The organism is Streptomyces calvus, assembly GCF_006782915.1.
Taxonomy (GTDB): domain Bacteria; phylum Actinomycetota; class Actinomycetes; order Streptomycetales; family Streptomycetaceae; genus Streptomyces; species Streptomyces calvus.
On the sequence record NZ_VCNP01000010.1, the window covers coordinates 179,233 to 205,062 of the forward strand.

The 25,830-nt window shown below is 73.8% G+C and carries 22 protein-coding genes and 1 pseudogene; 12 read left to right on the plus strand and 11 right to left on the minus strand.

Annotated elements, in window-relative coordinates:
• Positions 1–66 precede the first annotated feature (66 nt).
• A complete protein-coding gene (locus tag FGW31_RS05055; RefSeq protein WP_142192120.1) occupies positions 67–675 on the plus strand; it encodes a fluoride efflux transporter FluC in 609 nt (202 codons plus the stop codon).
• Entirely contained in the window at positions 672–1,046 is a 375-nt protein-coding gene (gene crcB / locus FGW31_RS05060) for a fluoride efflux transporter CrcB (protein ID WP_142192121.1), read from the plus strand. The genes FGW31_RS05055 and crcB overlap by 4 nt, the downstream gene beginning before the upstream one ends.
• Positions 1,047–1,130: 84 nt before the next feature.
• Here crcB and FGW31_RS36185 read toward each other — a convergent pair whose 3' ends face one another.
• On the minus strand, positions 1,131–1,433 hold the full coding sequence (locus FGW31_RS36185) for an ROK family protein (RefSeq protein ID WP_373303384.1): 303 nt from the start codon (positions 1,431–1,433) through the stop codon (positions 1,131–1,133).
• Between the two features lie 449 nt (positions 1,434–1,882).
• Positions 1,883–2,842: a dihydrodipicolinate synthase family protein gene (locus tag FGW31_RS05070; RefSeq protein ID WP_142192122.1), complete on the minus strand. Its 960-nt coding sequence runs from the start codon at positions 2,840–2,842 to the stop codon at positions 1,883–1,885.
• A gap of 74 nt (positions 2,843–2,916) precedes the next feature.
• Between FGW31_RS05070 and FGW31_RS05075 the strand changes: the two are divergent.
• The 4 genes and pseudogenes from FGW31_RS05075 to FGW31_RS05090 all read left to right on the plus strand — a co-directional run.
• Positions 2,917–3,611 (plus strand): annotated as a pseudogene (locus FGW31_RS05075) (oligopeptide/dipeptide ABC transporter ATP-binding protein); the annotation flags it as partial.
• 90 nt (positions 3,612–3,701) lie between these two features.
• Positions 3,702–4,766, plus strand: coding sequence for a lipoate--protein ligase family protein (locus FGW31_RS05080; RefSeq protein ID WP_142192123.1), 1,065 nt, complete (start codon positions 3,702–3,704; stop codon positions 4,764–4,766).
• 149 nt (positions 4,767–4,915) lie between these two features.
• Positions 4,916–5,581 carry a hypothetical protein gene (locus tag FGW31_RS05085; protein ID WP_142192124.1) on the plus strand — a complete coding sequence of 222 codons (666 nt, stop codon included), beginning with the start codon at positions 4,916–4,918 and terminating at the stop codon, positions 5,579–5,581.
• Positions 5,582–5,988: 407 nt separating this feature from the next.
• Positions 5,989–6,867 carry a CAP domain-containing protein gene (locus FGW31_RS05090; RefSeq protein WP_142192125.1) on the plus strand — a complete coding sequence of 293 codons (879 nt, stop codon included), beginning with the start codon at positions 5,989–5,991 and terminating at the stop codon, positions 6,865–6,867.
• Positions 6,868–6,878: 11 nt separating this feature from the next.
• On the opposite strand, the gene FGW31_RS05095 is transcribed toward FGW31_RS05090, so the two are convergent.
• The 9 genes from FGW31_RS05095 to FGW31_RS05135 form a co-directional block, all read right to left on the minus strand.
• Entirely contained in the window at positions 6,879–8,426 is a 1,548-nt protein-coding gene (locus tag FGW31_RS05095; RefSeq protein ID WP_142192126.1) for an NCS1 family nucleobase:cation symporter-1, read from the minus strand.
• Positions 8,427–8,453: 27 nt separating this feature from the next.
• Positions 8,454–9,455 carry a TIGR03842 family LLM class F420-dependent oxidoreductase gene (locus FGW31_RS05100; protein ID WP_142192127.1) on the minus strand — a complete coding sequence of 334 codons (1,002 nt, stop codon included), beginning with the start codon at positions 9,453–9,455 and terminating at the stop codon, positions 8,454–8,456.
• Between the two features lie 11 nt (positions 9,456–9,466).
• Entirely contained in the window at positions 9,467–10,870 is a 1,404-nt protein-coding gene (hydA, locus tag FGW31_RS05105; RefSeq protein WP_142192128.1) for a dihydropyrimidinase, read from the minus strand.
• A gap of 31 nt (positions 10,871–10,901) precedes the next feature.
• Positions 10,902–11,744: a nitrilase-related carbon-nitrogen hydrolase gene (locus tag FGW31_RS05110; RefSeq protein ID WP_142192129.1), complete on the minus strand. Its 843-nt coding sequence runs from the start codon at positions 11,742–11,744 to the stop codon at positions 10,902–10,904.
• 155 nt (positions 11,745–11,899) lie between these two features.
• Entirely contained in the window at positions 11,900–13,459 is a 1,560-nt protein-coding gene (locus FGW31_RS05115) for a PucR family transcriptional regulator (protein ID WP_142192130.1), read from the minus strand.
• 28 nt (positions 13,460–13,487) lie between these two features.
• Positions 13,488–14,774 carry an aspartate aminotransferase family protein gene (locus FGW31_RS05120; protein ID WP_142192131.1) on the minus strand — a complete coding sequence of 429 codons (1,287 nt, stop codon included), beginning with the start codon at positions 14,772–14,774 and terminating at the stop codon, positions 13,488–13,490.
• Entirely contained in the window at positions 14,771–15,613 is an 843-nt protein-coding gene (locus FGW31_RS05125) for a nitrilase-related carbon-nitrogen hydrolase (RefSeq protein ID WP_142192132.1), read from the minus strand. The genes FGW31_RS05120 and FGW31_RS05125 overlap by 4 nt, the downstream gene beginning before the upstream one ends.
• Before the next feature lie 169 nt (positions 15,614–15,782).
• On the minus strand, positions 15,783–17,363 hold the full coding sequence (locus tag FGW31_RS05130) for a hypothetical protein (protein ID WP_142192133.1): 1,581 nt from the start codon (positions 17,361–17,363) through the stop codon (positions 15,783–15,785).
• Between the two features lie 116 nt (positions 17,364–17,479).
• The gene (locus FGW31_RS05135) at positions 17,480–17,740 is read right to left on the minus strand and encodes a helix-turn-helix domain-containing protein (protein ID WP_142192134.1); all 261 of its coding nucleotides are present in this window, start codon (positions 17,738–17,740) and stop codon (positions 17,480–17,482) included.
• A gap of 466 nt (positions 17,741–18,206) precedes the next feature.
• On the opposite strand from FGW31_RS05135, the gene FGW31_RS05140 reads away from it, so the two are divergent.
• The 6 genes from FGW31_RS05140 to FGW31_RS05165 all read left to right on the plus strand — a co-directional run bounded on the left by FGW31_RS05140 (position 18,207) and on the right by FGW31_RS05165 (position 25,801).
• The gene (locus FGW31_RS05140) at positions 18,207–18,317 is read left to right on the plus strand and encodes a keywimysin-related RiPP (protein WP_107056101.1); all 111 of its coding nucleotides are present in this window, start codon (positions 18,207–18,209) and stop codon (positions 18,315–18,317) included.
• A 25-nt stretch (positions 18,318–18,342) separates the two neighbouring features.
• Complete coding sequence (locus tag FGW31_RS05145) at positions 18,343–20,199, plus strand: lasso peptide isopeptide bond-forming cyclase (RefSeq protein ID WP_142192135.1); 1,857 nt, start codon at positions 18,343–18,345, stop codon at positions 20,197–20,199.
• A gap of 47 nt (positions 20,200–20,246) precedes the next feature.
• Positions 20,247–20,501 (plus strand): lasso peptide biosynthesis PqqD family chaperone, encoded by a 255-nt coding sequence (locus FGW31_RS05150; protein WP_142192136.1) that lies wholly within the window; start codon positions 20,247–20,249, stop codon positions 20,499–20,501.
• Positions 20,498–20,935 (plus strand): lasso peptide biosynthesis B2 protein, encoded by a 438-nt coding sequence (locus FGW31_RS05155; protein ID WP_142192137.1) that lies wholly within the window; start codon positions 20,498–20,500, stop codon positions 20,933–20,935. Before FGW31_RS05150 ends, FGW31_RS05155 begins: the two co-directional genes overlap by 4 nt.
• 103 nt (positions 20,936–21,038) lie before the next feature.
• Positions 21,039–22,940, plus strand: a complete 1,902-nt coding sequence (locus FGW31_RS05160) for an ABC transporter ATP-binding protein (protein WP_142192138.1) — start codon at positions 21,039–21,041, stop codon at positions 22,938–22,940.
• A 332-nt stretch (positions 22,941–23,272) separates the two neighbouring features.
• On the plus strand, positions 23,273–25,801 hold the full coding sequence (locus FGW31_RS05165) for an ATP-dependent Clp protease ATP-binding subunit (protein WP_142192139.1): 2,529 nt from the start codon (positions 23,273–23,275) through the stop codon (positions 25,799–25,801).
• The last annotated feature ends 29 nt before the right edge of the window (positions 25,802–25,830 follow it).

Below are 25,830 nucleotides of genomic sequence, written 5' to 3' on the forward strand. Positions count from 1 at the left end.
CAGTCCCTACTGGTGAAGGAACCCGCCCGTGCACCCGGGCGAGGACACAAGTAGGAGACGTACGTCATGACCGCACCACCCGACCGGATCGCCGCGCCCGCCGCCGCTCCGTCCGCGCACCCCGGCACCGCCCCGCAGTCGCCCACCCCGCAGCCGTCCGCCTCCCCGCAGCCGTCCGCCCGACGCCGCACGCGGGCCCCCGGCGCGGCGTCCGGTCAGGCGCCCGTCGTCGCCGCGGTGGCCGTGGGAGGCGCCCTCGGGGCCGCGGCCCGCCACGCCGCCTCCCTCCTGTGGCCCGCCGTCGGCGCCTTCCCCTGGACCACGCTGGCGGTGAACGTGCTCGGCTGCGCGGTCATCGGCGCCTTCATGGTGGCCGTCACCGAGGTGTGGACCGTGCACCGGCTGCTGCGGCCGTTCTTCGGCACCGGCGTCCTGGGCGGCTTCACCACGTTCTCCACCTACGCGGTGGACGTCACGAGCCTGCTGGCGGACGGCCACGCCCGCACCGGCCTGGTCTACCTGGCGGTGACCGTGCCGGCCGCGCTCCTGGCGGCGTGGGGCGGTGCGGCGGTCACCCGTCGGCTCGCCTCCCGGATGCGGCGGACGCCGGCCCGGGTGCGCGTCCGCGTCGAGGGCCTCGGCGGCCCGGCAAAGGCCGAGGAGGGCGCGGCGTGAACTGGCTGCTCGTCGTCGCCGGCGGCATGGTGGGCGCGCCGCTGCGCTATCTGACCGACCGCGCCGTCCAGGCCCGGCACGACACCGGGTTCCCGTGGGGCACGCTCGCCGTGAACGTGACCGGCTGCCTGGTCCTCGGCCTGCTCACCGGCGCGGTGGCCCACGGCGCCGCCTCCGACTCGGTGCGGCTGCTGCTCGGCACCGGGTTCTGCGGCGCCCTGACCACCTACTCGACCTTCTCCTACGAGACGGTGCGGCTGGCCGAGACCGGCGCGCGGTTCCTCGCCGCCGCCAACGTGGTCGTCGGCGTCGTCGCCGGCCTCGGCGCCGCGCTCACCGGCGCCGGTCTCGCCGACGCCCTCTGGGCCTGAGCCACCCGCCCGCGCCGGCCCCTCCGCCGAGCCGACACCACCACACGCACCCCGGCCGGACCGCCCGGCGCGGCAGTCCGGCCCTCAAGCGGGCAGGGCCGCCACGAAAGCCCTGGTGAGTGCGGTCGGCGCGGTGATGGCCGTGCCCACGACGACACTGTGCGCCCCCGCCGCCGGCGCCTCGGCGGCCTGGTCCGGCGTCGCGATCCGCCCTCCGCGTGCAGTGGGCGGTGATGGCGGGTCCGCCGCGATCGCCTCCAGGTGCCCGGTGGCGCCGCAGGTGCAGGGCAGCCCGTCCGCCTCCGGGCCGGGCAGGTCCCCGAGGTGTCCGGCGACGCCGGCCGCGCCGTGCAGCACGCGTCCGCCGACGGCGACGGCGCATCCCACGCCGGGTGCCGACGGCGGCGTACACCAGCGTGGCGCCGGCGCCCGGCCGGTTCCTGGGGCAGTTCCGTCGTCGCCGTGGCGCGTACGTCGTTGTCGCAGGCCACCGGGAGGCCGGTGCGGTCGGCCAGGCCGGTGGCCAGGCGGTGCCGGCCCAGCCGTGGAGCGTGTCGGTGGCGCTGGTGACGGTTCCGGTGACGGGGTCGATCACGCCGGCGGCGGCCACGCCGATCGCCGTGGCGTCCGGTGCCCGGACCGCCCGGGCGGCCTCGGCCGGCGCGTCCAGTACGGCCTCGCCCCCCCTTCCCTCGCCGAGGTGGGGCGCGCGTGCCGGGCCAGGACGGTGCCGCCGCCGCCGACCAGGACGGTGCCGTCGCCGCCGACCAGGACGGCGGCGATCTTCGTGCCGCCCAGGTCGAGAACGATCACCGGTGGCCGCGCGTGCGCCGCCGTCATCGGACCGGGAGCAGTCCGGCGCCGCGCAGCCGCGCCTCGACGAGGGCGACCGAGGCGTCGCCGAGCTGGATCTGCGGCGCGGCGGTGGTCCCGGTGGCGAACACTCCGAGCAGCCGCAGCGCGTGCTTGAACGCGCCGATGGCGGAGGAGTTGCGGCCCATCTCGTCCTCCGGTCCGGCGTCGACCATCCCGAACAGCTCGACCAGCCGCTCCTGTTCCTCGACGGCGCGGTCGAGGTCGCCGCCGCGCACGGCCTCGTAGAGGCGCACGTATCCGGCGGGGTCGACGTTGCCGAGGCCGGGCACCACACCGTCGGCGCCCACCAACAGGGCCGTGTCCACGGTGAGTTCGGAACCGGTGAGGATGCTGAAGGAGGGCGCCGGGCCGTCCGCGCGGCCGTGCCGTCCGCCGAGCGCCACGACGAGCCGACGCAGGGAGCCCTCGTCGCCGCTGCTGTCCTTCAGGCCCGCGAGCGTGCCGTCCGCGGCGAGTTCGCGGACCAGAGCGGCGGAGAGCTTGCTGTGCACGGAGACCGGCAGGTCGTAGGCGTACAGCGGCAGGTCGACGCGGGCGCGCAGGGTGCGGAAGTGGCGGGCGATCTCCACGGGGTGGGTGCGGGCGTAGAACGGGGCGGTGGCCACCAGGGCGTCGGCGCCCGCCGCCCGCGCGGCCTCGGCGTGCACGAGGACGCGGGGTGTGGTCATGTCGATGACACCGGCGAGCACGGGGACGCGGCCCGCGACGGCCTCGACGACCGTCTCCAGGACCAGGGCCCGCTGCCGGTCGGTGAGGAAGGCGACCTCGCTGCTGGAGCCGAGGGCGAACAGTCCGTGCACTCCACCGCCCACGAGGTGCTCGACGTGCCGGACGAGTGAGGCGGTGTCGACCTCGCCCGACGCGTCGAGGGGCGTGCAGACGGGCGGTACGACACCGCGCAGGGGCTGGGACGAGGACATGGCGGGGGCTCCTCCTGAATGGTGCGGTGGTGGAACGGGACGGGACCGGGCCGCCCGCCCGCGGTGGGGGCGGGCTGAACCCGCGGTTTCCGGTGCGCCCATCCTGCGCGACCCGCTGGACGTGCACGACCGCGGCACCCGGGACGAGCGGGAGCGGCGCGTCGAGGAACTGCTCGACCTGGTCGGCCTGCCCGGCCACACCCTGCGGGCGCTGCCCGGTCAGCTCTCCGGCGGGCAGCGCCGGCGCGTGGCCATCGCCCGTGCGCCGGCCCTGGAGCCGGAGCTGATCGTCGCCGACGAGCCCACCGGCGCCCTGGACGTGTCGGTGCGCGCCCAGATCCTCAACCTGCTGGTGGATCTGCGCGCCCGGCTGGGCCTGGCGAGGGTGTTCATCTCGCACGACGTGCAGACCGTGCGCCACCTGTCCGACCGCATCGCCGTGCGGTACCTGGGCCGGGTGGCCGAGGAGGGCGGGGCCGCGCGGGGGACCGGCGACTCCCGGCACCCGTACACCGAGGCGCTGCTGTCGGCCACGCCCGGTCTGCTGGAGCGGCCCGAGCGGATCGTGCTGCACGGCCCCGTCCCGTCGGCGACCAACCCGCCCTCCGGCTGCCCGTTCCGCACCCGCTGCTGGAAGGCGGACGACGCGTGCGCCGCCGCGTTCCCGGCCGCCGCCGACGGGCCGGACGGTCACCGCTGGCACTATGTGCACCCGCAGCCGGGCGCCGCGGTGCCGGCCGCGCGGGAGACGGCCGCCGGCACCGTCTGACCGCTCCGGGACGCCACCCGGTCCGGGCGCCGGGAACAAACCCCGCCCCCGCCGGTGTTGGCACCGGGCGCAGAGGGAGAGGCGGACACGGTGCACGGTGAGTACAAGGTCCCCGGCGGCAAGCTGGTCGTGGTGGACGTCGACGTGGAGGACGGCGTGCTGCGCCGGACGCGCGTGGCGGGCGACTTCTTCCTCGAACCGGACGAGGCACTGGACGCCGTGAACCGCGCCCTGGACGGCGCCCCCGCCGACACCGACGCCGCCGGGCTCGCCGCACGGATCGACGCGGCCCTCCCCGAGGGCACCGTGATGTACGGGCTGACCTCGGAGGGCGTCGGCATCGCCGTGCGCCGGGCGCTCGCGCACGCCACCGACTGGACCGACTACGACTGGCAGCTGATCCACGAGGGCCCGCAGTCGCCCGCGCTGCACATGGCGCTGGACGAGGTGATCACGGCCGAGGTCGCCGCCGGCCGGCGTCCGCCGACGCTGCGGGTGTGGGAGTGGGCCGCCCCGGCGGTGATCATCGGCAGTTTCCAGTCGCTGCGCAACGAGGTCGACGCCGAGGGCGCCGAGCGGCACGGCGTCGAGGTGGTGCGCCGGATCTCCGGCGGCGGCGCGATGTTCGTGGAACCCGGCAACACCATCACGTACTCGCTGTCCGTGCCCCAGGCGCTGGTCCAGGGCCTGTCGTTCCAGGACAGCTACGCCTATCTCGACGACTGGGTGCTCGGCGCGCTCGGCGAGATGGGGATCAGGGCCTGGTACCAGCCGCTGAACGACATCGCCACGGACCAGGGCAAGATCGCCGGCGCCGCCCAGAAGCGGATCGTGGGCCCGGACGGCACCTCCGGCGCGGTGCTCCACCACGTGACCATGGCGTACGACATCGACGCCGACAAGATGGTCGAGGTGTTGCGCATCGGGCGGGAGAAGCTGTCCGACAAGGGCACGAGGAGCGCGAAGAAGCGGGTGGACCCGCTGCGCCGCCAGACCGGTCTGCCGCGGGAGGCCGTCATCGAGCGGATGACCGACTCCTTCCGCGCCCGGTACGGACTCACCGACGGCAAGGTGACGGACGAGGAACTGGACCGCGCGCAGACGTTGGCGCGGACGAAGTTCACCGCACCGGAGTGGACCGCCCGCGTGCCCTGACCGCACGGCCCGGGAGCCGTCGGGCACGTCTGCGTCACCGCGCGGGCACGGAGCGAGTTGCCCCTTCCGCCCCACCACGATGCGTGTGACACTGGCGTCCCGTCCGCAGTGCGGACTCCCTCCGCACCGTCCCCCACGAGAAGTGCGCCGTGCGTTCCATTCCTCTGCCGATCGCCCTGACCGCGCGTCTGTCCCCCGTGGTCGTACTGGCCGCCGCGGGCTGGGCCCTGACGTCCGGTCCGCTGGCCGAGCCGCAGGCCGCCGAGAAGAAGCCGACCGGCCGGACGGAGACGCAGTCCGAGTCCGCGCCTTCCCGGACGCAGGCGGCGAAGACGTACACGGCCGCGCCCGCGCCCTGTTCGAGCGTGGCCGAGAAGACCGTCAAGTCCCTTGTGCCGGGCGCGAAGACGGGCGGCAAGGAGATCCCGTCCACGGACGAGGAGTTGCGCCGCACCTGCTCCTGGAACGCGCTCAAGGGCTACGAGTACCGCTGGCTCGACGTGTCCTTCGAGGTGCTGGCGTCGGACGAGGCGGCGGAGCAGTCGTACGCGGGGCGGGTGGAGGACAAGAGCGGCGGGGGCGCGGTTCCCGGGCTCGGTGACGCCGCGTACTCCGTCGTGAACCTGACCACCGAGGACGGGCAGCAGACCCGTGAGGGTGTGGTGCTGGCGCGCGCCGCCAACGCGCTGGTGATCGTGACGTACAACGGCAGCGACTTCGAGTCGAAGAAGGCGCCGAGCACGGACGAGATCAACAAGGGCGCCATCAAGGCCGCCAAGGAGGCGGTCGCGACCCTGACGGCCGGGAAGGGCTGACCCGACGGCCCGCACCCGGCCGACCTGGGCGGTCGACCTCCGGCACCGATCCGGAATTGATGGTTCCGTGACATCCCTCACACCGCACTGCCGATCTGTGCGGGTCGCTTAGTAGAAGCCGCGCCGACGACATGGGGGACTTGTCCGTCTTGCCGTGAAAAGGGAGCGGGTCGGGGCGGGTGGTGATCCGGTGGGGAGTCGCGGGCCGGGGCCTCGTCGCCGCGCCAAGGTTTCTGACGACGCGGCAGGCACCTCACCGGGCCCGTCGAGGGCGGCTCTGCACGCCGCTCCGCCCGCCGCAAGACCCCTGTGGACCTACGAGGCGCGGTAGTAGAGGAGCCCTTTGCGCCCGGCGCCGGACCCTCCCAAGAATGACCAGCCTCCGGACAGCAGGGGTGAGGTCACGCATGGGCAGGCATCGTCATCAGCAGCAGTACCGGCGGACGGTCGTCGCAGCGGTCGCCGTGGGCGTCATAGGCATACCCTCCGTCGCCATGGCCTGCACCGACTGGCCCGGCGGCGGGGAACGGCAGGAGCGGAGCACCGCCCGCCCGGGGACGCCCGAGAACAGCTGGGGCCCCGACTGGTACAGCCGGTGGAGCAGCCAGCAGCACGGCGAGCCCACGGCGGCCCCGACGGACACACCGGCCGCCGGCACGAGCCCCTCGACGGCCGGCACGCCGAGTCCCGGCAGCGCCGAGCCGTCGCAGAAGCCGTCACGCAAGCCGTCGCAGAAGCCCTCGAAGAAGCCGTCGCACAAGCCGAAGAAGACGGCCCCCGAGGCGTCCACCTCCCGGCCCGCCACCACGGCCCCCGAGCCGACCGCGGCGGCCCCGAAGCCCACGACGGCCGCCCCGAAGCCCAGCGCCCCCGCCTCGAGCCCCGCCGCGACGGGCGGAACCCAGTCCTCCTCGGCCACCGCCCGGGTCGTGGAACTCGTCAACGCCGAACGCGCCAAGGCCGGCTGCTCCCCGGTGACGGTGAACGCCACCCTGACCGAGGCCGCGCAGAAGCACAGCGAGGACATGGCGGCGAGCGGCAGCATGTCCCACACCGGCTCGGACGGCTCCTCGCCCGGCGACCGCATCACCCGCGCCGGCTACGACTGGAGCACGTACGGCGAGAACGTCGCCTACGGCTACTCCACTCCCGAGCAGGTGATGGCCGGCTGGATGGCCAGCCCGGGCCACCGGGAGAACATCGTCAACTGCGCGTTCAAGGAGATCGGCGTCGGTCTCGCGCAGCCGGCCGGCTACTGGACCCAGGACTTCGGCACGGCACGGTAGGCGCCGTGCGCTCACGCGCGCCGGTGCCCCGCCATCAGCGCGACGTACACGACGAGCGACGCCGCGAGACCCACCGCCCAGCCGTAGTCCGCGAGGGGCTTCAGGAAGGGGATCAGCCCGTCCTGCGGGAAGGGCCCCTTGCCGGGCGCCGAGTGGGAGCCGCCCACCGCGAGCACTCCGCCGAGCAGGAAGGCGGCGACGGCGCGCAGGTTCCAGCCGGAGGTGTACCAGTAGCGTCCGCCGGGCGTGTACAGGCCGGGCAGGTCCAGGGCCGTGCGGCGGACCAGCCAGTAGTCGGCGATGAGGATCCCGGCGACGGTGCCGAGCAGCCCACCGACCAGGCCGAGCCACGTGAAGATGTACAGCTCGGGTGTCTCGGTGAGCTTCCACGGCATGATCAGCACGCCGACGACACCGGTGATCAGTGCGCCGGTGCGGAAGCCGATGAAGCGCGGCGCCAGGTTCGCCAGGTCGTACGCCGGTGAGACCACGTTCGCCGCGATGTTCACCGAGATGGTGGCGACGAGCACCGTCACCAGGGCGAAGAGCAGCCCGAAGACGTTGTCGGTCCGGGCGGCGAGCGCGACGGGGTCCCACACCGGGGCCCCGTACACCGCCTGCGAGCCGGACGTGACGAACACGGACAGCAGCGCGAACAGGGTCATGGTGGTGGGCAGTCCGAGGGTCTGGCCCCACACCTGGGCGCGCTGGCCCGCGCCGAAGCGGGTGAAGTCGGGGATGTTCAGGCTGAGGGTCGACCAGAAGGCGATCATGCCCATCAGGGACGGGAAGAACACCGGCCAGAAGTCGGCGCCCCAGCCGAGCCGGGACGGCTGGTCGAGCAGCGGCCCGAGGCCGCCCGCCTTGTGCGCGACCCAGGCCAGCAGCACCAGCGCGCCCACGATGACGAACGGCGCGGCCCAGTTCTCGAACCGGCGCAGGGTCTCCATGCCCCGATAGATGATGGCCAGTTCGAGGGCCCAGAACAGCACGAAGCACACCCACAGCGTCCACGGCTGGCCCCCGACCTCCGACGCCTCGGTCCAGCCGCCGAACAGCTTGCCGAGCAGCACGAAGATGCCCTGCCCGCCGATCCAGGTCTGGATTCCGAACCAGGCGCACGCCACCCCGGCCCGGATCATCGCCGGCAGGTTCGCGCCGCGCAGCCCGAACGAGGCGCGCGCCAGCACCGGGAACGGAATGCCGTACTTGGGGCCCGCGTGACCGGTCAGCAGCATCGGCGCGAGCACGATGACGTTGGCGAGCGCGATGGTGAACACGGCCTGCTTCCAGTCCATGCCGAGCGCGACGAGACCGGAGGCGAGCAGCCAGGAGGGAATGTTGTGCGCCATCCCCACCCACAGCGCGGTGAAGTTGTACGTCGTCCAGCGGCGGCGGGCCAGCGGCACCGGCAGCAGGTCGTCGTTGACGAAGCGGCTGTCGGTGAGGGTGACGCCCGGCGGGAGTTCGACGCGTCCCGCCGGGTCGGGTATGGGATGCGCGTACGGCCCGGACGGCCCGGACGGCTCTGACGGCGTGGGCGGGACGGTCGCGGTCATGGGCGTGCCTTTCGGCGGAGGTACCGGTCAGCGGCTGAGTGCCGGGATGATCTCCGCGCCGTACGCGTCGATCGTCGTCTCCTGCGCGTCGTGCATGTCGTACACGGCGAACTGGTCCACGCCCAGCTCGCGCAGTGCCTTCAGCTTCTCGATGTGCGCCTCGGCCGGCCCGAGCAGGCAGAACCGGTCGACGATCTCGTCGGGCACGAAGTCAGTGGAGGGGTTTCCGGCCCGCCCGTGGTGGCTGTAGTCGTAGCCGTGGCGTTCCTTGATGTACGCCGTCAGCGCCTCGGGGACCATGTCGGAGTGCTCGCCGTAGCGGGCGACCAGGTCGGCGACGTGGTTGCCGACCATGCCGCCGAACCAGCGGCACTGCTCGCGGGCGTGCGCCAGGTCGTCGCCGACGTACGCCGGGGCGGCGACGCAGATGGTGACGGAGGCCGGGTCACGACCCGCCTCCACGGCCGCCGCGCGGACGGCCTTCACCATCCACTCGGTCAGGTACGGGTCGGCGAGCTGGAGGATGAACCCGTCGGCCTTCCGTCCGGCGAGGGCGAGCGCCTTCGGCCCGTACGCCGCCATCCAGACGGGCAGCTTCCCGTCCCTCACCCACGGCAGCCGCAGCGGCTGCCCGTCGACCTCGCTCTCGCGCCCCTCGGCGAGGTCGCGGATCGCGTCGATCGCCTCGCCGAGCCGGGCCAGCGTGTTGGGTTTGCGGCCGGCGACGCGCATCGCGGAGTCGCCGCGGCCGATGCCGCAGACGGTGCGGTTGCCGAACATGTCGTTGAGGGTGGCGAAGGTGGAGGCGGTGACCTCCCAGGTGCGGGTGCCCGGGTTGGTGACCATCGGGCCGACCTTCAGTGTCGTGGTGTGGGCGAGGATCTGGCTGTAGATGACGAAGGGTTCCTGCCACAGCACGGCGGAGTCGAAGGTCCAGCCGTGGGTGAAGCCGTTGCGTTCGGCGCGCTTCATCAGGCTGACGACCCGCGAGGCCGGCGGGTCGGTCTGCAGGACGAGTCCGAAGTCCATGGGCGGCGCTCCTAGGTGAGGTACTGGCAGGTGGACCGCGGGGTGTAGGCGCCGTGTCCGGCGCGCCCGGTGTACTCCCGCTCGGTGATGACGGGCACTCCGCGCGAGAGGACCGTCTCGACCCGGCCGGTGATCCGCTTCCCCTCGTAGGCCGAGTAGTCGACGTTCATGTGGTGGGTGTCGGCGGAGAGGACCTGCTCGGCGTGCGGGTCGTAGATGACGACGTCGGCGTCGGCGCCCGGCGCGATGGTGCCCTTCTTCGGGTAGAGGCCGAACATCCGGGCCGGGGTGGCGCAGGCGATCTCGATCCAGCGGCGGCGGGTGATGTGCCCGTCGAGGACGGCCTGGTGGAGGAGGTCCATGCGGTTCTCCACGCCCGGCAGGCCGTTGGGGATCTTGGAGAAGTCACCGCGGCCGAGTTCCTTCTGGCCGGTGAAGCAGAAGGGGCAGTGGTCGGTGGAGACCACCTGGAGGTCGTTGGTGCGCAGGCCGCGCCACAGCGCGGCCTGGTGTTCCTTCGGCCGCAGCGGTGTGCTGCACACGTACTTGGCGCCCTCGAAGTCCGGCTCGGCGAGGTTGTCGGTGGACAGGAACAGGTACTGCGGGCAGGTCTCGCCGAAGACGTTCAGGCCCTCGTCGCGGGCCCGGGCGAGTTCGGCGACCGCTTCGGTGGCGGACACGTGCACCACGTACAGCGGAGCGCCGGCGACCTGGGCGAGGCGGATGGCGCGGTGGGTGGCCTCGGCCTCCAGGAGGGCCTTGCGCACCTCGCCGTGGAAGCGGGGGTCGGTCTCGCCGCGGGCCAGCGCCTGTTCCACCAGGACGTCGATGGCGATGCCGTTCTCGGCGTGCATCATGATCAGTCCGCCGTTCTCGGCGGAGCGCTGCATGGCGCGCAGGATCTGGCCGTCGTCGGAGTAGAACACCCCCGGGTAGGCCATGAACTGCTTGAAGCTGGTCACGCCTTCCTCGACCAGCAGGTCCATCTCCTTGAGCGTCTCCTGGTTCACATCGGAGACGATCATGTGGAAGCCGTAGTCGATCGCGCAGTTGCCCTCGGCCTTGGCGTGCCAGGTGTCCAGGCCGTGGCGCAGGGACCGGCCGACGCTCTGCACCGCGAAGTCCACGATGGTGGTGGTGCCGCCCCAGGCGGCGGCCCGGGTGCCGGTCTCGAAGGTGTCGGAGGCGAAGGTGCCGCCGAACGGCAGCTCCATGTGGGTGTGGGCGTCGACGCCGCCCGGGACGACGTACTTCCCGGTGGCGTCGATGGTGCGGTCGGCGGTGAAGGCGCCGGCCGCCGGGGTGCCGGAGGCGGCGAGGGCGGCGATGCGGCCGTCCTCGATCAGGACGTCGGCGTGGATCTCGTCGGAGGCGGTGACGACGAGGCCGCCACGGATGACGGTACGGCTGCTCATGGTGCTCCCTCTCCTCGCGTGCTCGGTGCTGTCAGGGGGCGGTCAGCGGTCCGTAGGCGCCGGGGGCGCGGTCGCGGTAGAACTGCCAGCGGTCGCGGACCTCGCGCAGCTTGGCCAGGTCGAGGTCGCGGACGACGAGTTCGGTCTCCTTGTCGCTCGCCGGTTCGCCCACGAACCGGGCCTCCGGGTCGACGAAGTAGGAGGTGCCGTAGAAGTCGTTGTCCCCGTACTCCTCCGCGCCCACCCGGTTGATGGCGCCGACGAAGTACTCGTTGGCGACGGCCGCCGCCGGCTGTTCCAGTTGCCAGAGGTAGCCGGACAGGCCGCGCGAGGTGGCCGAGGGGTTGAAGACGAGTTCGGCGCCCGCGAGGCCCAGCGCCCGCCAGCCCTCCGGGAAGTGGCGGTCGTAGCAGATGTAGACGCCGACCTTGCCGACGGCGGTGTCGAAGACGGGCCAGCCGCTGTTGCCGGGCCGGAAGTAGAACTTCTCCCAGAAGCCTTTGACCTGCGGGATGTGCGTCTTGCGGTACTTGCCGAGGTAGGTGCCGTCCGCGTCGATCACGGCGGCGGTGTTGTAGAGGACGCCGGGCTGCTCCTCCTCGTACATGGGCAGCACCAGGACGAGTCCCAGTTCCCGTGCGAGCAAGCGGAAGCGCTGGACGATCGGGCCGTCCGGGATCCGCTCGGCGTACGCGTAGAACTCCGGGTCCTGGACCTGGCAGAAGTACGGTCCGTAGAACAGCTCCTGGAAGCAGAGCACTTGGGCGCCCTGGGCGGCCGCGTCGCGGGCGGCCTGCTCGTGCACCTGGATCATCGACTCCTTGTCGCCGGTCCAGGCGGTCTGGAAGACGGCGGCACGGATCACTCGGCTCATCGGGACCTCCGCTCGCTGGGTGTGCGGCGAGCCTAGGGAGCGGACGAGTGCGCTGTGAGGTGCACGGTGTCACGTCTGCGGGGGTGCGGCGTGTCACCGTGTCATCCGTCGACGAGCCCATGTTTCACCGCCGTTGTCGCAGGTAATCGCTTGTTTCAGCGTTGTTGCGCGTCGTGCGCGAGGAGTGCGATGTGCACCGAGGCGGCCTGTTCGAAGTCGTCGAGGTCCACGCCGAGGCGGGTCTGTATCGCCTCCAGCCGGCGGTACAGGGCGGGCCGGGAGACGTGGTGGAGCTGCGCGGTGCGGGACTTGTTGCGGCCGGTGGCGAGATAGGTGCGCAGCACGGACAGCAGGTCCTCCTCGGGTGCGCCCAGCAGGCCGTCCAACTCCCGCTCGGCGAACGACTGCACCTCGGGGTCGTCCCGCAACAGCCGGATCAGCCCGCGCAGATGGACGTCCCGGAGCCGGACCACGGGCGGCAGGTCGAGGGCGGCGGCGCAGTCCGCGACGGCGTCCGCGACGTGCCGGGCCTCGCGCAGCCCGGCGGGCACCTCGTCGAAGGAGGTGCGCGGGCCGGCGCCCGCCACCACGACCGGGCCGGCGTCCGGTTCGGCGCGCAGCCGGGCCGCGAAGTGCGCGGCGAGCGCGTCGGCGTCCTGGTCGGGGGCGAGGCTGAGCAGGACGGCGGTCACCGGGCCGGCCAGGTCGGCGACGATGCCGGGCAGGCCCAGCAGGCGCAGTACGCGGTCGAGTCCGGCCGCTTCCCGGCCGCGCACGACGAGCGGCACGAAGGTGCGGCGGTTGACGGGCAGTCCGGCCGCGCGGGCCCGGGGCAGCAGCTGCCGGGCCGGTACGGCACCGCCGACCAGGTCGGTCAGCAGGCTCTGCGCGGACTGCTCCTCCCAGGAGCGGGTGCCGCCGCCGAGCATGCGGTGCAGCACGAGCGCCTCGGCGGCGCGGTCGGCGAGCAGCCGCCCGGTGGCCCTGTCGCCGCGGTAGCCGCACAGCACGATGCGGCCCCACCGCTCGCCCCGCCCGCCGAGTTCGGCGCGGATCCAGCCGTCGCCCTCGCCGCCGCCGGCCTGCCGGGCGATGCGGTCCCAGTCGCGCAGTACGTCGTCCACGGCCGGCCGCTCCCCCGCCGTGCCGAGGACCCGGTGGGCGAGGTTGGTGACGACGACGGGGCAGCCGCTGTGCCGGGCGACCTCGTCGAGCAGGCGTTGCAGCGGGGCGCCGGCGGTGATCAGGGCGGTGAGGTCGGTGCGGACGGTCTCGGAGAGGCTGACGGCGGCGAACTTGCGCCGCACCAGCCGGGACTGGACCTCCTCGGTCAACTGGGCGAAGGGGAAGGGGCGGTGGAGGACCACCAGGGGCAGTCCGCAGCGTTCCGCCGCGCGCCGCATCGCCTCCGGCGGGGCGGGGAAGGCACGGCCGAGTCCGAGGACCACGGCGGCGGCCTCCGCACGGTGCAGGGAACGGACGTACTCGGTCTGCTTGTCCTCGTCCCCGGCGAGCAGCACTCCGGTGGTGAGGACCATCTCGCCGCCGCTGAGCATCACGCCGACGTCGGCCGCCTCGGCGACGTGCACCCAGCGCACCGGCCGGTCGAGGCGGCCGGCGCCGGCGACCACCTCGGGCTCCCCGGCGAGGACCCGCTCCAGCGCGAGGACCTGCCGGACCGACAGGGCCGGTGCCGAGGCTTCCCAGGGGGTCATGGCGGGGTCCTTCTGTCTCGGTGTACCGCTACGGGATGCTTCTGAGAGCCTGCTCGAGGATCGCGGCGCCCTCCTCGGCCTCCGCGACGTTGAGGGACAGCGGCGGGGCGATGCGCAGGGCGCTGGTGTCGTGGCCGCCGCCCTTGCCGATGAGCAGTCCGCCCGCGCGGGCCGCCTCCAGGACCGCGGCCACCGCCTCGGGGTGGGCCTCGTCGGTGCCGGGCCTGGTCAGCTCGATGCCGATCATCAGTCCGCGTCCGCGTACCTCGCGCACGGCCGGGACGTGGGCGGCGGCGGCGCGCAGCCGCTCGATGAGCATGCCGCCGACCCGGCGTGCGTTGCCCTGCAGGTCGTGCTCCAGCAGGTAGGTGAGGTTGGCCAGGCCGGCCGCCATGGTGACCTGGGTGCCGCCGAAGGTGGAGATGCTGTTGGCGTCCAGGCAGTTCATGATCTCGGCGCGGGCGACGACGCCGCCGATGGACATGCCGTTGCCGATGCCCTTGGCGAAGGTCAGCATGTCGGGCGGCCCGCCGCGTCCGTGTGCCTGCCAGCCCCAGAAGTGCTCGCCGGTGCGGCCCCAGCCGGTCTGCACCTCGTCGGAGATCCACAGGATGCCCCGCTCGTGCAGCACCTCGCGGAAGGCCGCGTACAGGCCGTCGGGCGGCGAGGTGAAGCCGCCGACGCCCTGGATCGGTTCGGCGATCAGCGCGGCGGGCGGGCGGGTGTGGCCGAGGAGGTCCTTGAGGTCGTCGACGCAGGCGGCGACGAAGTCGTAGTCGTCGAGCGCCGCGTACGGGCCGCGGGTGCGCACGCCGCCGTGCACGTACAGCGTCTGGAACGGGGAGAGGGAGGTCGGGGACCAGGCGCGGTTGCCGGTGATGCCGACGGCGCCGAAGGAGCGGCCGTGGTAGCTGTTGCGCATCGCCAGGATCGTGTTGCTGCGCCGGAAGGTGGTGGCGAGCAGCAGGGCGGTGTCGTTGGCCTCGGTGCCGGAGGTGGTGAAGAAGACCCGGGCGTCCGGGATGCCGCTCAACTGGGCGATGCGCTCGGCGAGTTCGACCATCTGCCGGTTGAGGTAGAGGGTGGAGGAGTGGATGATCCGTCCGGCCTGTTCGCTCACCGCCTTGGTGACCTCGGGCAGGGCGTGGGCGGTCATGGTGGTGAGGATGCCGCCGAAGAAGTCGAGGTAGCGGTTGCCGGCGGAGTCCCAGACGTGGCGGCCCTCGCCGTGGGTGATCTCGATGGGCTCCTCGTAGTAGAGGGCGAGCCAGTCGGGGAGCACGCCGCGGTGGCGGCCGAGGAGGTCGTCGGTCACGGCTGTACCAGCCCTTCGTAGGCGTCGGGGCGGCGGTCGCGGTAGAAGGCCCACGTCTGCCGCACCTCTTCGATGAGGTCGAAGTCGAGGTCGCGGACGAGGAGTTCCTCCTCGGTGTCGCCGGCGACGTCGCCGACGAACTGTCCGCGCGGGTCGACGAAGTACGAGGTGCCGTAGAAGTCGTTGTCGCCGTACTCCTCGACGCCCACGCGGTTGATGGCGGCGACGAAGTACTCGTTGGCGACGGCGGCCGCCGGCTGTTCCAGCCGCCACAGGTGGGAGGAGAGGCCGCGGTGGGTGGCGGAGGGGTTGTAGACCAACTGGGCGCCGTTGATGCCGAGTTGCCGCCAGCCCTCGGGGAAGTGGCGGTCGTAGCAGATGTAGACGCCGACCTTGCCGACGGCGGTGTCGAAGACCGGCCAGCCGAGGTTGCCGGGCCGGAAGTAGAACTTCTCCCAGAAGCCCTTGACCTGCGGGATGTGGTGCTTGCGGTACTTGCCGAGGACGGTGCCGTCGGCGTCGATCACGGCCGCGGTGTTGTAGTAGTAGCCCGACTGCTCGATCTCGAACACCGGCACGACGATCACCATGCCGGTCTCGCGGGCCAGGTCCTGCATCCGGCGGACGGTCGGTCCGTCGGGCACGGGCTCGGCCCAGCGGTAGTGCGCGGGGTCCTGGACCTGGCAGAAGTAGGGGGAGTTGAACACTTCCTGGAACCCGATGACCTTCGCGCCCCGCCGGGCCGCCTCGCGGGCGTGCTCCTCGTGTTTCGCGAGCATGGACTCGGTGTCGCCGGTCCAGGTGGCCTGGACCAGAGCGGCACGTACGACGTGGGTCATGCGTTGCTCCTTCGACGCGACGTCAGCGCCTCTACGCCCGTAGAAAAGGGCCGTAGAGGGACGAACGTAAGCCTCTCGGGCGGCCTTGCCAAGACCATCGTCGCCACGGCCGGGGAGTCGATCGTGTTTGACACCCCTGTGGGTGAGCGGGGCGGGCCGCCGGGGCCGGTCAGGCGGTCAGTCCGGCGACACGCAGGGCGTGCAGCAGATCCCAGTGCCGCTCGTCCGAGACGTGCCGGGCGGCGGCGAGCAGGAGGGGGACGAGGCGCTGCGGGTCGGGGGCGGCGGTGCGGGCCGTGTCCTCGGGGGTGCGTGTGCGGACGCAGGCGTCGAGCAGGGCCCGCGCCTCGCGGTGGCGGTCCTCGGCGGTCAGGGCGAGCACGGCCCGACCGATCTCGTCGGCCGGCCGGACCACGCCGTGCCGCAGGACCTGTTCCGCGTCGTCCGTCAGGCCGGCCGCGGTGAGCGCGTCGGCCGCGGCGACCAGCCGGCCGGCGGGCAGCGAGGCGGCCTCCCACAGCAGGGTCGCCCAGTCGGCGTCCAGCCGGGCCCGCCGCAACTCGTCGGCGAGCAGCGGATACCGGGCGGCGGGCCCGTGGGCGGCCTCGGTCAGCAGTGCGTGCGCCTCCCCGCTGCGTCCCTGGCTCCGCAGCCGCCCGAGCACCCCGACGATCCGCGCGGCCTCCTGCCGGTCCACCGGGTCGGCGTGCACCTCGGCCCGCTCCTCGCGCCCCTCCCCCACGGCGCCGGCGGCCCCGGCGAAGCGCGCCCCGCGCGCGACGGGCACCTCCGGGGCGCTCGCGGCGGGCACGACGACGGCGGCCACGTCCGTCTCCTCCACCCCGGCGAACCTCGCCCCGCCGCGCCGCCGCCGGGGGCGCTGCCTGGACGGGGTGGGGGTGGCGGGAGTGGCGGGGACGGCGGAGGCGGGTTGCTCGGGTTCGGATGCGGGGGCCGGCTGCTCGGGTTCGAATGCGAGGGCGGGCTGCTCCGGTTCGCGTGTGGTGGCGGGTTCGGGGCCCGGCGCGGTCGCCGGTGCGGGTGCGGGCGGGAGGTGGGTCGCCGGTGTGGGTTGGGGTGCGGGCGGGAGGTGGGTCGTGGGTGCCGGGGCGGCGCGGCGTACGGTCCCGGAGTGTCCGGTCCGCGGTACGCCTGTCCGCTGCCGCACACCGGGCGGGGCGTGCCCCGGGTCGTGGGAGGCGGCGGACCGTGGCGCCGGGAGCGGGCCGTCCGGTGGGGCGCCGTGCCGGGCGAGGGCGGTCGCGCGGGCGGTGAGTTCCGCGCACCGCGCCGTGGCGCGCCGGTGGTCGTCCTCGGCCCAGGCGAGGTCGAGGGCGGCGGCCTCGGACTCCTCGCGGGTGGCGGCGGAGGCCAGCCGGCGGGTGAGCCGCGCCCGGCGTTCCGCCGCGTACCGCTGCTCGCGCAGCATGACGTCGAGCCGGTCGCGCAGCGCCTCCCGGGCCCCGGGACGCGCGTCGTGCGCGGCCAGCGCGGCCGCGTGCAGGGTGCGGACCCTCGCCGTCTCGGACACGGCGACGGCGGAACCGTACGCGGCGGCCAAGTCCTGGAGCAGTGACTCCATCACGTCCCAGGGTGGCGCCTCGCGGCCGTCGAGGCAGGCGCGCATGCCGTCGGGGTCCCGCCGCCAGAACACCGCGCACCAGCCGCCGGTGCCGTCCAGGCGCGCCAGCAGATCACGCAGACAGTCAGTGAACTCCCGTACCGGCACCGGGAGTTGCTCCGCTTCCATAGCCAGCTCCCGCCACGTCCGGAGTACTCAGCTCCGTAGGTAACACCCGCCGTGTTACGGACGCGCTACGGAGAGTTTTCCGGCGGGATGCCGAGCGGGCGTCCCGGACGCGGGGCTCAGGCGGCGACCGGTGCGCTCGGCTCGCAGCTCTCCACCAGTCGGTCCATGGACAGCCCGAGGGCGCCCGCGACGGCGGCCACGGTGAAGAACGCCGGGGTCGGCGCCCGTCCGGTCTCGATCTTGCGCAGGGTCTCGGCGGAGATCCCGGCGCTCGCCGCGACCTCGGTCATGCTGCGGCCGCCGCGCGCCTCGCGCAGCAGCCGGCCGAGCCGCTCGCCGCGTTCGCGCTCTTCGGGGGTCAGAGGGGTGCGCACCATGACCTCATTCTAATACCGGTATAGTAATTGGCACAAGGGAACCGAAAACGCGGCGTGCCGGCCACGCTCACCACCGCCGCACCACACGCCGTGACGGCACGCGACGCCATGGACGTCCGCGGCCGGCTCCGCGCCGCCACGAGCGTGGTGTGCGGCGGACCATGGCGAGCGCGCCCCAGCGGCTCCCCCGCGCATCCGAGTCGCACCCCCGCGCGCCCGACCATGCAGCCGCCACGAAGGCCGACGTGGTGACGTTTCTTCACACAAGTGCGCGAGCGCCCCACGACCGGACGCGCCCCGGCCACTCGACACAACCGGACCGGATGACAAGCGACATCACCCGGCATTCACATATGGTCTTACTTTTCTGTATCTCCTTGCCCTTCCGCACCGTTCTGCCGCTAGCTAAGTGCCGCACCGCTCCTCGCCCCGGGGAGCGGGCAGTCACCAGCAGTGAGGAGCAGTCGTGAAGAAGGCTTACGAAGCGCCGACCCTCGTCCGCCTCGGTACGTTCCGCAAGGAGACCGGTCTCCTGGGCCGGGCCGGCAACGACCGCCTGATCCTGAGCAAGAACTGACGGACGACGGTTCCCACCCGACGTCATGACACCACTGCACGCAAGTGCGGGGACGGGCCCCGGCGACGCCCACTTCGCGGTCCTCACCGACCGCGAGGAGGCGGCCGCCGTGGCCCGCTCCTTCTCCCCGCCCGGCTGCCGCACCGTGAACCACCCCTCCGGCCGGCCCTGGCTGGTCGGCCACTGGAAGGACGACGAGGCCGTCGTGGTACGCGCCCGGGACACGGCCCTGGCCGTCATCGGCTGCTGCCCCGTCGAGGCGGACGAACTGCGGCGCAGGGCCGAGCAGTTGCGCGACCTCTCCGAGGTCGACGCGCTGGCCCGCTCCCTGCCGGGCAGCTTCCACCTGGTCGCCGCCCTGGACGGGCGGATCCGCGTGCAGGGCACGGCCTCCGGCCTGCGGCTGGTCTTCCACACGGAGATCGCCGGCACCCGGGTCGCCGCCACCCGCGCCGACATCCTCGCCGACGCCCGCGGACTCGACCCGGACCCGGCGGAACTCGCCGTTCGGCTCCTGTGGCCCGCCCCGTACCCGTTGTACGAGACCTCCCTGTGGCCCGCGGTCACCGCCGTGCCCCCGCACGAGGCGGTGGTCGTCGCCGCGGACGGGCGCACCGCGCGGCACACCCGCTGGTGGACGCCGCCGGAGCCGGTGGTGCCGCTGGCCGCGGCGGCCGACGGCGTCCGCGAGGCGCTCCAGGAGGCCGTCGACGCGCGCACCCGGCGCGGCGGCACGGTCAGCTGCGACCTGTCCGGCGGCCTGGACTCCACGTCCGTCTGCTTCCTCGCCGACCGCTCCCCCGCCCGCGTGGTGGCCGGCACCTGGCCCGGACGCGACCCGGCGGACACCGACCTGTACTGGGCCGAGCAGGCCGCCCGGCACCTCCCGGACGTGGAGCACGTGGTCTGGGACGCCGACGCCTCACCGCTGGTCTACGACGACCTGCTCGCGATCGACGACGTCCTGGACGAGCCCACCATCGGCGTCATGGACCGCTCCCGCGCCCTGCACCACCTGCCGGAACTCGCCGCGCGCGGCAGCCGCGTCCATCTGACCGGCATCGGCGGCGACCACGTCGCCTGGTGCTCCGAGGCGTACTACCACCGCCTGCTGCGCACCCGGCCGACGCACGCCCTGCGGCAGCTGCGCGGCTTCCGGGCGCTGTGGCAGTGGCCGCTCGGCGGCACCGTACGCGCCCTGGCGGACACGCGGCCGTACGGGAGGTGGCTCGCCGACGCGGCCGACCGGCTGCGCGAACCGGCCGTCCCCTCCGTCGCCACCGCCCTCGGCTGGGGCATGGCGCCGCGGGTGTTCGACTGGGTGACCACGGACGCCGAGCGGCTGGCCCGGCGGGCGATCCTCGACGCCGCCGCGACGGCCGTGCCCCTGCACCCCGACCGCGGCATGCACGCGGACCTGGAGCAGATCCGCTCCACCACGCGTGTCATCCGGCAGTGGGACCACATGGCGGCCCGCGCCGGCCTGCCGCTGGCCTCGCCGTTCCTGGACGACCGGGTCGTCGAGGCGTGCCTGGCCGTCCGCCCGGCCGAGCGCGTCACGCCGTACCGGTACAAGCCGGTGCTGACCGCCGCGATGAGCGGCGTGGTCCCCGAGGCCTGTCTGCGCCGCACGAACAAGGCCACGGCCTCCATGGACGCCTCCAACGGACTGCGCGAGAACCGCGGCGACCTGCTGACGCTGTGGGAGGACTCCCGGCTGGAACGGCTCGGCCTGGTGGACGGGGCCGAGCTGCGCCGCCTCGCCCGCCGGCCCGCGTCTCCCGGACTGTCCGACGCCATCCTCTACTCGACGATCGCCGCCGAGGTGTGGCTGCGCGGGCTGGCCCGCAGCGGCAGCAGAACCTGTACCCGTATTCCGTAGCCCTCCAGGGCCGCGGGGGTCACCTCGCGGCACAGAAAGGCGATGTCATGCCCCTGCGTTTCGACGCGCACGTCTCCACGGCCGAGACCGACTACGGCACCGTCCTCCTGGACGAACGGGCCGGTACCTACTGGGAGTTGAACCCGACCGCCACGCTGGTGGTGCGCACTCTGCTGGACGGTGGCGAGCCGGCCGACGCGGCCACCGCGCTGACCCGCACGTTCGACATCGAGCGGGAGCAGGCGCTGCGGGACGTGGAGGCGCTCGTCGCCGACCTGCGTGAGGCGGGCCTGGCCTCATGACGACACCCAGCGCGCTGGAACGCCCCACCGGTGTGCCGCTCGGGCGGCGCCTGGCGGCCCGGCTGGTCCTGCTGCCGGCCGTGGTGCTCGCCCTGCTGCCGCCGCGCCGCATCCGCGCCGTGCTCAGCCTGCTGCGGCGCGGTGCGGCACCCGCCACCGCCGCGCAGGCGCAGGCCGCCCGGGACGCCCTGTGCGCGGTCAGCCTGCGCTGCACCGGACCGAAGGGATGCCTGCCGCGCTCCCTGGGCGCGGTGCTGCTGTGCCGGCTGCGGGGCCGGTGGCCGACCTGGTGCGCGGGCGTGCGCGTCGTGCCGCCGTTCACCGCACACGCCTGGATCGAGGCGGAGGGCGGCCCGGTCGGCGAAGGCGTGCCGGCCGGCTACTTCGCCCGTCTGGTCGCCGTCGAACCACCCGCCCGTCCGCCGGCCCGATGACCCGCCGCCGCGATGACCGCCGTGCCCACGACCGCCGTGCCCACGACCGCCGAACCGACCGCCGCATGACCGCCGAGCCGGCCACGACCGAACCGACCACCCGATGACCACCGAACCGGCCACCACCGAACCGAGCACCGGCGCACCGGCCGGGGACGAGACACCGGCCGGTGTGCCGGCACCCGGCGCACCGGCACCCCCGGACGGCGACAGGTCCACGCGGGCGGCGGTGCGCACGCTCTACCGCCTCACCGCCGGACACCGTCGGGCGGTCGCCGTGGCCGTCGTCCTGACCCTGGCCGGCTCCGCCCTGGGTCTCGCGCAGCCGCTCGTGGCCCGCGACGCCGTCGACGCGAGCGGCCACGGTCAGGTCGTCTGGCCCCTGCTCGCCCTGCTCGGCGCGCTGTTCGTGGCCGAGGCGGTGACCGGCTCGGTCGGCCGGTTCCTCCTGGAACGCATGGGCGAAGGCGTCGTACGGCAGTTGCGCCTGGGCCTGGTGGACCGGCTGCTGCGGCTGGAGATGCGCGCCCACGACCGGCACCGCGGCGGCGACCTCGTCTCGCGGGTCACCGCCGACACCACGCTGCTGCGCGAGGTCGTCTCGCAGGCCCTGGCCGACCTGGTCACCGGAAGCATCGTCGCCGCCGGCGCGATCGTGCTGATGGCGTGGATCGACCCGCTGCTGCTGCTCCTGGTGGTACTGACCGTGGCCGTCGCGGCCGGTGTCGTCACCTCGCTGCTCAAGGCGATCCGCTTCGCCTCGGAACGCATGCAGGACGCGGTCGGCGCCATCGCCGCCGACCTGGAGCGGGCACTGGGCGCGCTGCCCATGGTCCGGGTGCACCGCGCCGAGGCCCGGGAGACGGCCCGGGTGGGCGCGCGGGTGCAGGAGGCGCACGACGCGGGCGTGCGCACCGCGAAGCTGGCGTCCGTCATGAGCCCCGCCGTCGAACTCGCCGTCCAGGGCTCGTTCCTCATCGTCCTCGTCGTCGGCGGTCTGCGCGTGGGCGGCCGGTCCGGCTCCCTCGGCGACCTCGTCGCCTTCCTGCTGTACGCCTCGTACCTCGTCCTGCCGCTGTCCTCGGTGTTCCACGCGGTGGGCCTGATCCAGCGCGGCATGGGCGCCCACCGGCGCATCGAGCAGGCGATGCGCCTGCCCGTCGAACACACCGGGCCGACCGCCGCGCCCGCACCCGTCCGGCTCCTCCGCGAGGTCCCGGAGGAGGGCGGCGAGCCGCCCGCGCTCACCCTGCGGGACGTCCACTTCGGCTACGACCCGCACCGGCCGGTGCTGCGCGGGGTGTCGTTCGCCGTCCCGCCACGCCGGCAGGTCGCCCTGGTGGGCCCCTCGGGCGCAGGCAAGAGCACGGTGTTCGCGCTGGTCGCCCGTTTCTACGAGCCGGACGCGGGAGTCCTGCTCTTCGACGGCCGTCCGGCCGGCGAGCTCGGCCGGGACGCGTGCCGGCGTCGCATCGCCGTCGTGGACCAGAACACCCACGTCGTGCACGGCACCCTGCGGGAGAACATCGCCTACGCCGTGCCCGACGCACCGGAGGCGGAGCTGTGGCGGGTGGTGGACATGGCGGGGCTGCGGGACGTCGTGGAGCGGCTGCCCGGCGGGCTGGACGCGGTGGTCGGTGAGCGCGGAGGCACCCTGTCGGGCGGGGAGCGGCAGCGTGTGGCGCTGGCCCGGGCCCTGCTCGCGCGCCCCTCGCTGCTGCTGCTGGACGAGCCCACCTCGCACCTGGACGCGATCAACGAGGCGGCGCTGACGCGGGTGATGCGTGAGGTGTCCCGGGAGTGCGCGCTGCTGGTCGTCGCCCACCGCCTGTCCACCGTGCGGCACGCCGACCACATCGTGGTCCTGGACGGCGGCCGCACCGTCGGACAGGGCCGGCACGAGGAGCTGCTGACCACCAGCCCGCTCTACCGGGAACTGGCCGCGAGCCAGATGACCCGCCCGGACGACGCCCGGCCGACGAGCCGGACCCCGTACCCTTCCTGACCCACCCGCCGCCGCGTGCTCTCCGCGGTCTCCATGACGCGCCCGCCGCCGGTCTCCCCGCGATCTTCGTGCCGTGCCCGCCGCCACCCTCCGACCGATCGCCACGGAGCCCTGACGACCGGCCCGCCCACGGCCGTCCCGTCGACCGTCCCGACCGGCCCGCCCAAGCCTCCCGTCCGGCCGTCGCGACCACCCCTGCCCGCGCCCTCCGACCTGCCCGGTCGCCGTCTCCTGACATGCCCGCCGGAACGGAACGTGTCATCGTGGCATGAGCGAGCCCGGACCGGGTTACCCGGCCCCGGCACGTCGACCCAGCGAAGGAACGGATGACGATGACGAGTGGTTTCGTCGGCCCGGAGGGCGACCCCTTCGCAGAATTCCTCGCCCGCTTCTTCGGCGGACAGCGCCCCCGCCAGATCGACATCGGCCGGCTGCTCAGCCAGCCCGCCCGGGAGCTGGTGCGCGGCGCCGCCCAGTACGCCGCCGAGCACGGCAGCCGCGACCTGGACACCCAGCACCTGCTGCGCGCCGCCCTGGCCGCCGAGCCGACCCGGAGCCTGCTGAGCCGGGCGGGCGCCGACCCTGACTCGCTGGCGTCGCAGATCGACGACCGGTCCGGGCCGGTCCAGCACGGGCCGGGCGACGCGCCGCCGCCGACGTCGCTGTCCCTGACGCCGGCCGTCAAGCGGGCCCTGCTGGACGCGCACGAGATGGCGCGGGCCAGCGGCGCCGGCTACATCGGCCCGGAGCACGTCCTCAGCGCCCTGGCCGCGAACCCCGACTCGGCCGCCGGGCACATCCTCAACGCGGCCCGGTTCGCTCCCTCCGGTCCGCCGGAGGCCCCGGAGGCACAGCAGGCGCGGCCCGAACGTCCGCGCCCGGCCACCGGCACGCCGACCCTGGACAAGTACGGCCGTGACCTCACCGCGCTGGCCCGCGAGGGCCGCATCGACCCGGTGATCGGGCGGGACGAGGAGATCGAGCAGACCGTGGAGGTGCTCTCCCGGCGCGGCAAGAACAACCCGGTGCTCATCGGTGACGCGGGCGTCGGCAAGACCGCGGTGGTGGAGGGGCTGGCGCAGCGGATCGCCGAGGGCGACGTGCCCGACGTACTGCTCGGCCGGCGCGTGGTGGCCCTGGACCTGACGGGTGTCGTCGCCGGGACCCGCTACCGCGGCGACTTCGAGGAGCGGATGAACAACATCGTCGAGGAGATCCGCTCCCACTCCGACCGGCTGATCATCTTCATCGACGAGCTGCACACCGTCGTCGGCGCCGGAGGCGGCGGCGAGGGCGGCTCGATGGACGCCGGCAACATCCTCAAGCCGGCGCTGGCCCGCGGCGAGCTGCACATCGTCGGCGCGACCACGCTGGAGGAGTTCCGCAGGATCGAGAAGGACGCCGCGCTGGCCCGCCGCTTCCAGCCGATCATGGTGCCGGAGCCGACGCCCGCCGACGCGATCGAGATCCTGCGCGGTCTGCGCGACCGCTACGAGGCCCACCACCAGGTCCGCTACACCGACGAGGCGCTGGTGAAGGCCGTGGACCTGTCCGACCGTTATGTGAGCGACCGCCGGCTGCCGGACAAGGCCATCGACCTGATCGACCAGGCCGGCGCCCGGGTGCGGCTGCGGGCCCGCACCAAGGGCACGGACGTACGGGCCCTGGAGCGTGAGGTCGAGCAGCTGACCTGTGACAAGGACCAGGCGGTCGCCGACGAGCAGTACGAGCAGGCCACGCAGTTGCGGGACCGCATCGTGGAGCTGAAGCGGCGGATCGCGGAGGCCGGCGGGGACGGCGAGGTCGACGAGGGTCAGAGCCTGTGGGTGGACTCCGAGGCGATCGCCGAGGTGGTGGCCCGGCAGACGGGCATCCCGGTGAGCCGTCTCACCGAGGACGAGAAGGACCGGCTGCTGGGTCTGGAGCAGCACCTGCACCAGCGGGTGGTCGGCCAGGACGAGGCGGTGCGGGTCGTCTCGGACGCCGTGCTGCGCTCGCGCGCGGGGCTCGCCAGTCCGCACCGGCCGATCGGCAGCTTCATGTTCCTCGGGCCGACGGGCGTCGGCAAGACGGAGCTGGCGCGGGCGCTCGCGGAGGCGCTGTTCGGCAGCGAGGACCGGATGGTGCGGCTCGACATGAGCGAGTACCAGGAGCGGCACACGGTCAGCCGGCTGGTGGGTGCGCCGCCCGGTTACGTGGGGCACGAGGAGGCCGGGCAGCTGACCGAGGTGGTGCGCCGGCACCCGTACTCGCTGCTTCTGCTGGACGAGGTGGAGAAGGCGCACCCGGACGTCTTCAACATCCTGCTGCAGGTCCTCGACGACGGCCGGCTGACCGACTCGCAGGGCCGGACGGTGGACTTCACCAACACCGTCATCGTGATGACCAGCAACCTCGGCTCCGAGGCCGTCACCCGGCGCGGCGCCACCCTGGGCTTCGCCGCGGGCGGCGCGGAGGCCGACGAGGAGGCGCGGCGGGAACAGGTCCTGCGGCCGCTGCGGGAGCACTTCCGGCCTGAGTTCCTCAACCGGATCGACGAGGTCGTGGTGTTCCGCCAGCTGACCCCCGAGGAGCTGCGGCGGATCACCGACCTGCTGCTGGAGAGCACCCGGCGCGGGCTGAAGGGGCAGGGCGTCGCGGTCGACTTCACCGACGCGGCCGTGGACTGGCTGGTCGAGCGCGGCTACCAGCCGGAGTACGGCGCCCGGCCGCTGCGCCGCACCATCCAGCGGGAGGTCGACAACCAGCTGTCCCGGCTGCTGCTCGACGGCCGGATCCAGGAGGGCGGCCGGGTGACCGTGGACGCCGAGGACGGGCACCTGACGTTCCGCACGCAGGAGCTGCCGGCGCCCGAGCTGTGAGCTGGAGGGGGCGCCCCGGACGGGGGCGC

Excerpts from the sequence above, each read along its gene's own strand:
- FGW31_RS05115 (WP_142192130.1), bottom strand. The coding sequence starts at position 13,459 with ATGACCCCCTGGGAAGCCTCGGCACCGGCCCTGTCGGTCCGGCAGGTC.
- FGW31_RS05135 (WP_142192134.1), bottom strand. The coding sequence starts at position 17,740 with ATGGTGCGCACCCCTCTGACCCCCGAAGAGCGCGAACGCGGCGAGCGG.
- FGW31_RS05100 (WP_142192127.1), bottom strand. The coding sequence starts at position 9,455 with ATGGACTTCGGACTCGTCCTGCAGACCGACCCGCCGGCCTCGCGGGTC.
- FGW31_RS05160 (WP_142192138.1), top strand. The coding sequence starts at position 21,039 with ATGACCACCGAACCGGCCACCACCGAACCGAGCACCGGCGCACCGGCC.
- FGW31_RS05110 (WP_142192129.1), bottom strand. The coding sequence starts at position 11,744 with ATGAGCCGAGTGATCCGTGCCGCCGTCTTCCAGACCGCCTGGACCGGC.
- FGW31_RS05055 (WP_142192120.1), top strand. The coding sequence starts at position 67 with ATGACCGCACCACCCGACCGGATCGCCGCGCCCGCCGCCGCTCCGTCC.
- FGW31_RS05130 (WP_142192133.1), bottom strand. The coding sequence starts at position 17,363 with ATGGAAGCGGAGCAACTCCCGGTGCCGGTACGGGAGTTCACTGACTGT.
- FGW31_RS05145 (WP_142192135.1), top strand. The coding sequence starts at position 18,343 with ATGACACCACTGCACGCAAGTGCGGGGACGGGCCCCGGCGACGCCCAC.
- FGW31_RS05155 (WP_142192137.1), top strand. The coding sequence starts at position 20,498 with ATGACGACACCCAGCGCGCTGGAACGCCCCACCGGTGTGCCGCTCGGG.
- FGW31_RS05150 (WP_142192136.1), top strand. The coding sequence starts at position 20,247 with ATGCCCCTGCGTTTCGACGCGCACGTCTCCACGGCCGAGACCGACTAC.
- FGW31_RS05090 (WP_142192125.1), top strand. The coding sequence starts at position 5,989 with ATGGGCAGGCATCGTCATCAGCAGCAGTACCGGCGGACGGTCGTCGCA.
- FGW31_RS05125 (WP_142192132.1), bottom strand. The coding sequence starts at position 15,613 with ATGACCCACGTCGTACGTGCCGCTCTGGTCCAGGCCACCTGGACCGGC.
- FGW31_RS05095 (WP_142192126.1), bottom strand. The coding sequence starts at position 8,426 with ATGACCGCGACCGTCCCGCCCACGCCGTCAGAGCCGTCCGGGCCGTCC.
- FGW31_RS05165 (WP_142192139.1), top strand. The coding sequence starts at position 23,273 with ATGACGAGTGGTTTCGTCGGCCCGGAGGGCGACCCCTTCGCAGAATTC.
- hydA (WP_142192128.1), bottom strand. The coding sequence starts at position 10,870 with ATGAGCAGCCGTACCGTCATCCGTGGCGGCCTCGTCGTCACCGCCTCC.
- FGW31_RS05070 (WP_142192122.1), bottom strand. The coding sequence starts at position 2,842 with ATGTCCTCGTCCCAGCCCCTGCGCGGTGTCGTACCGCCCGTCTGCACG.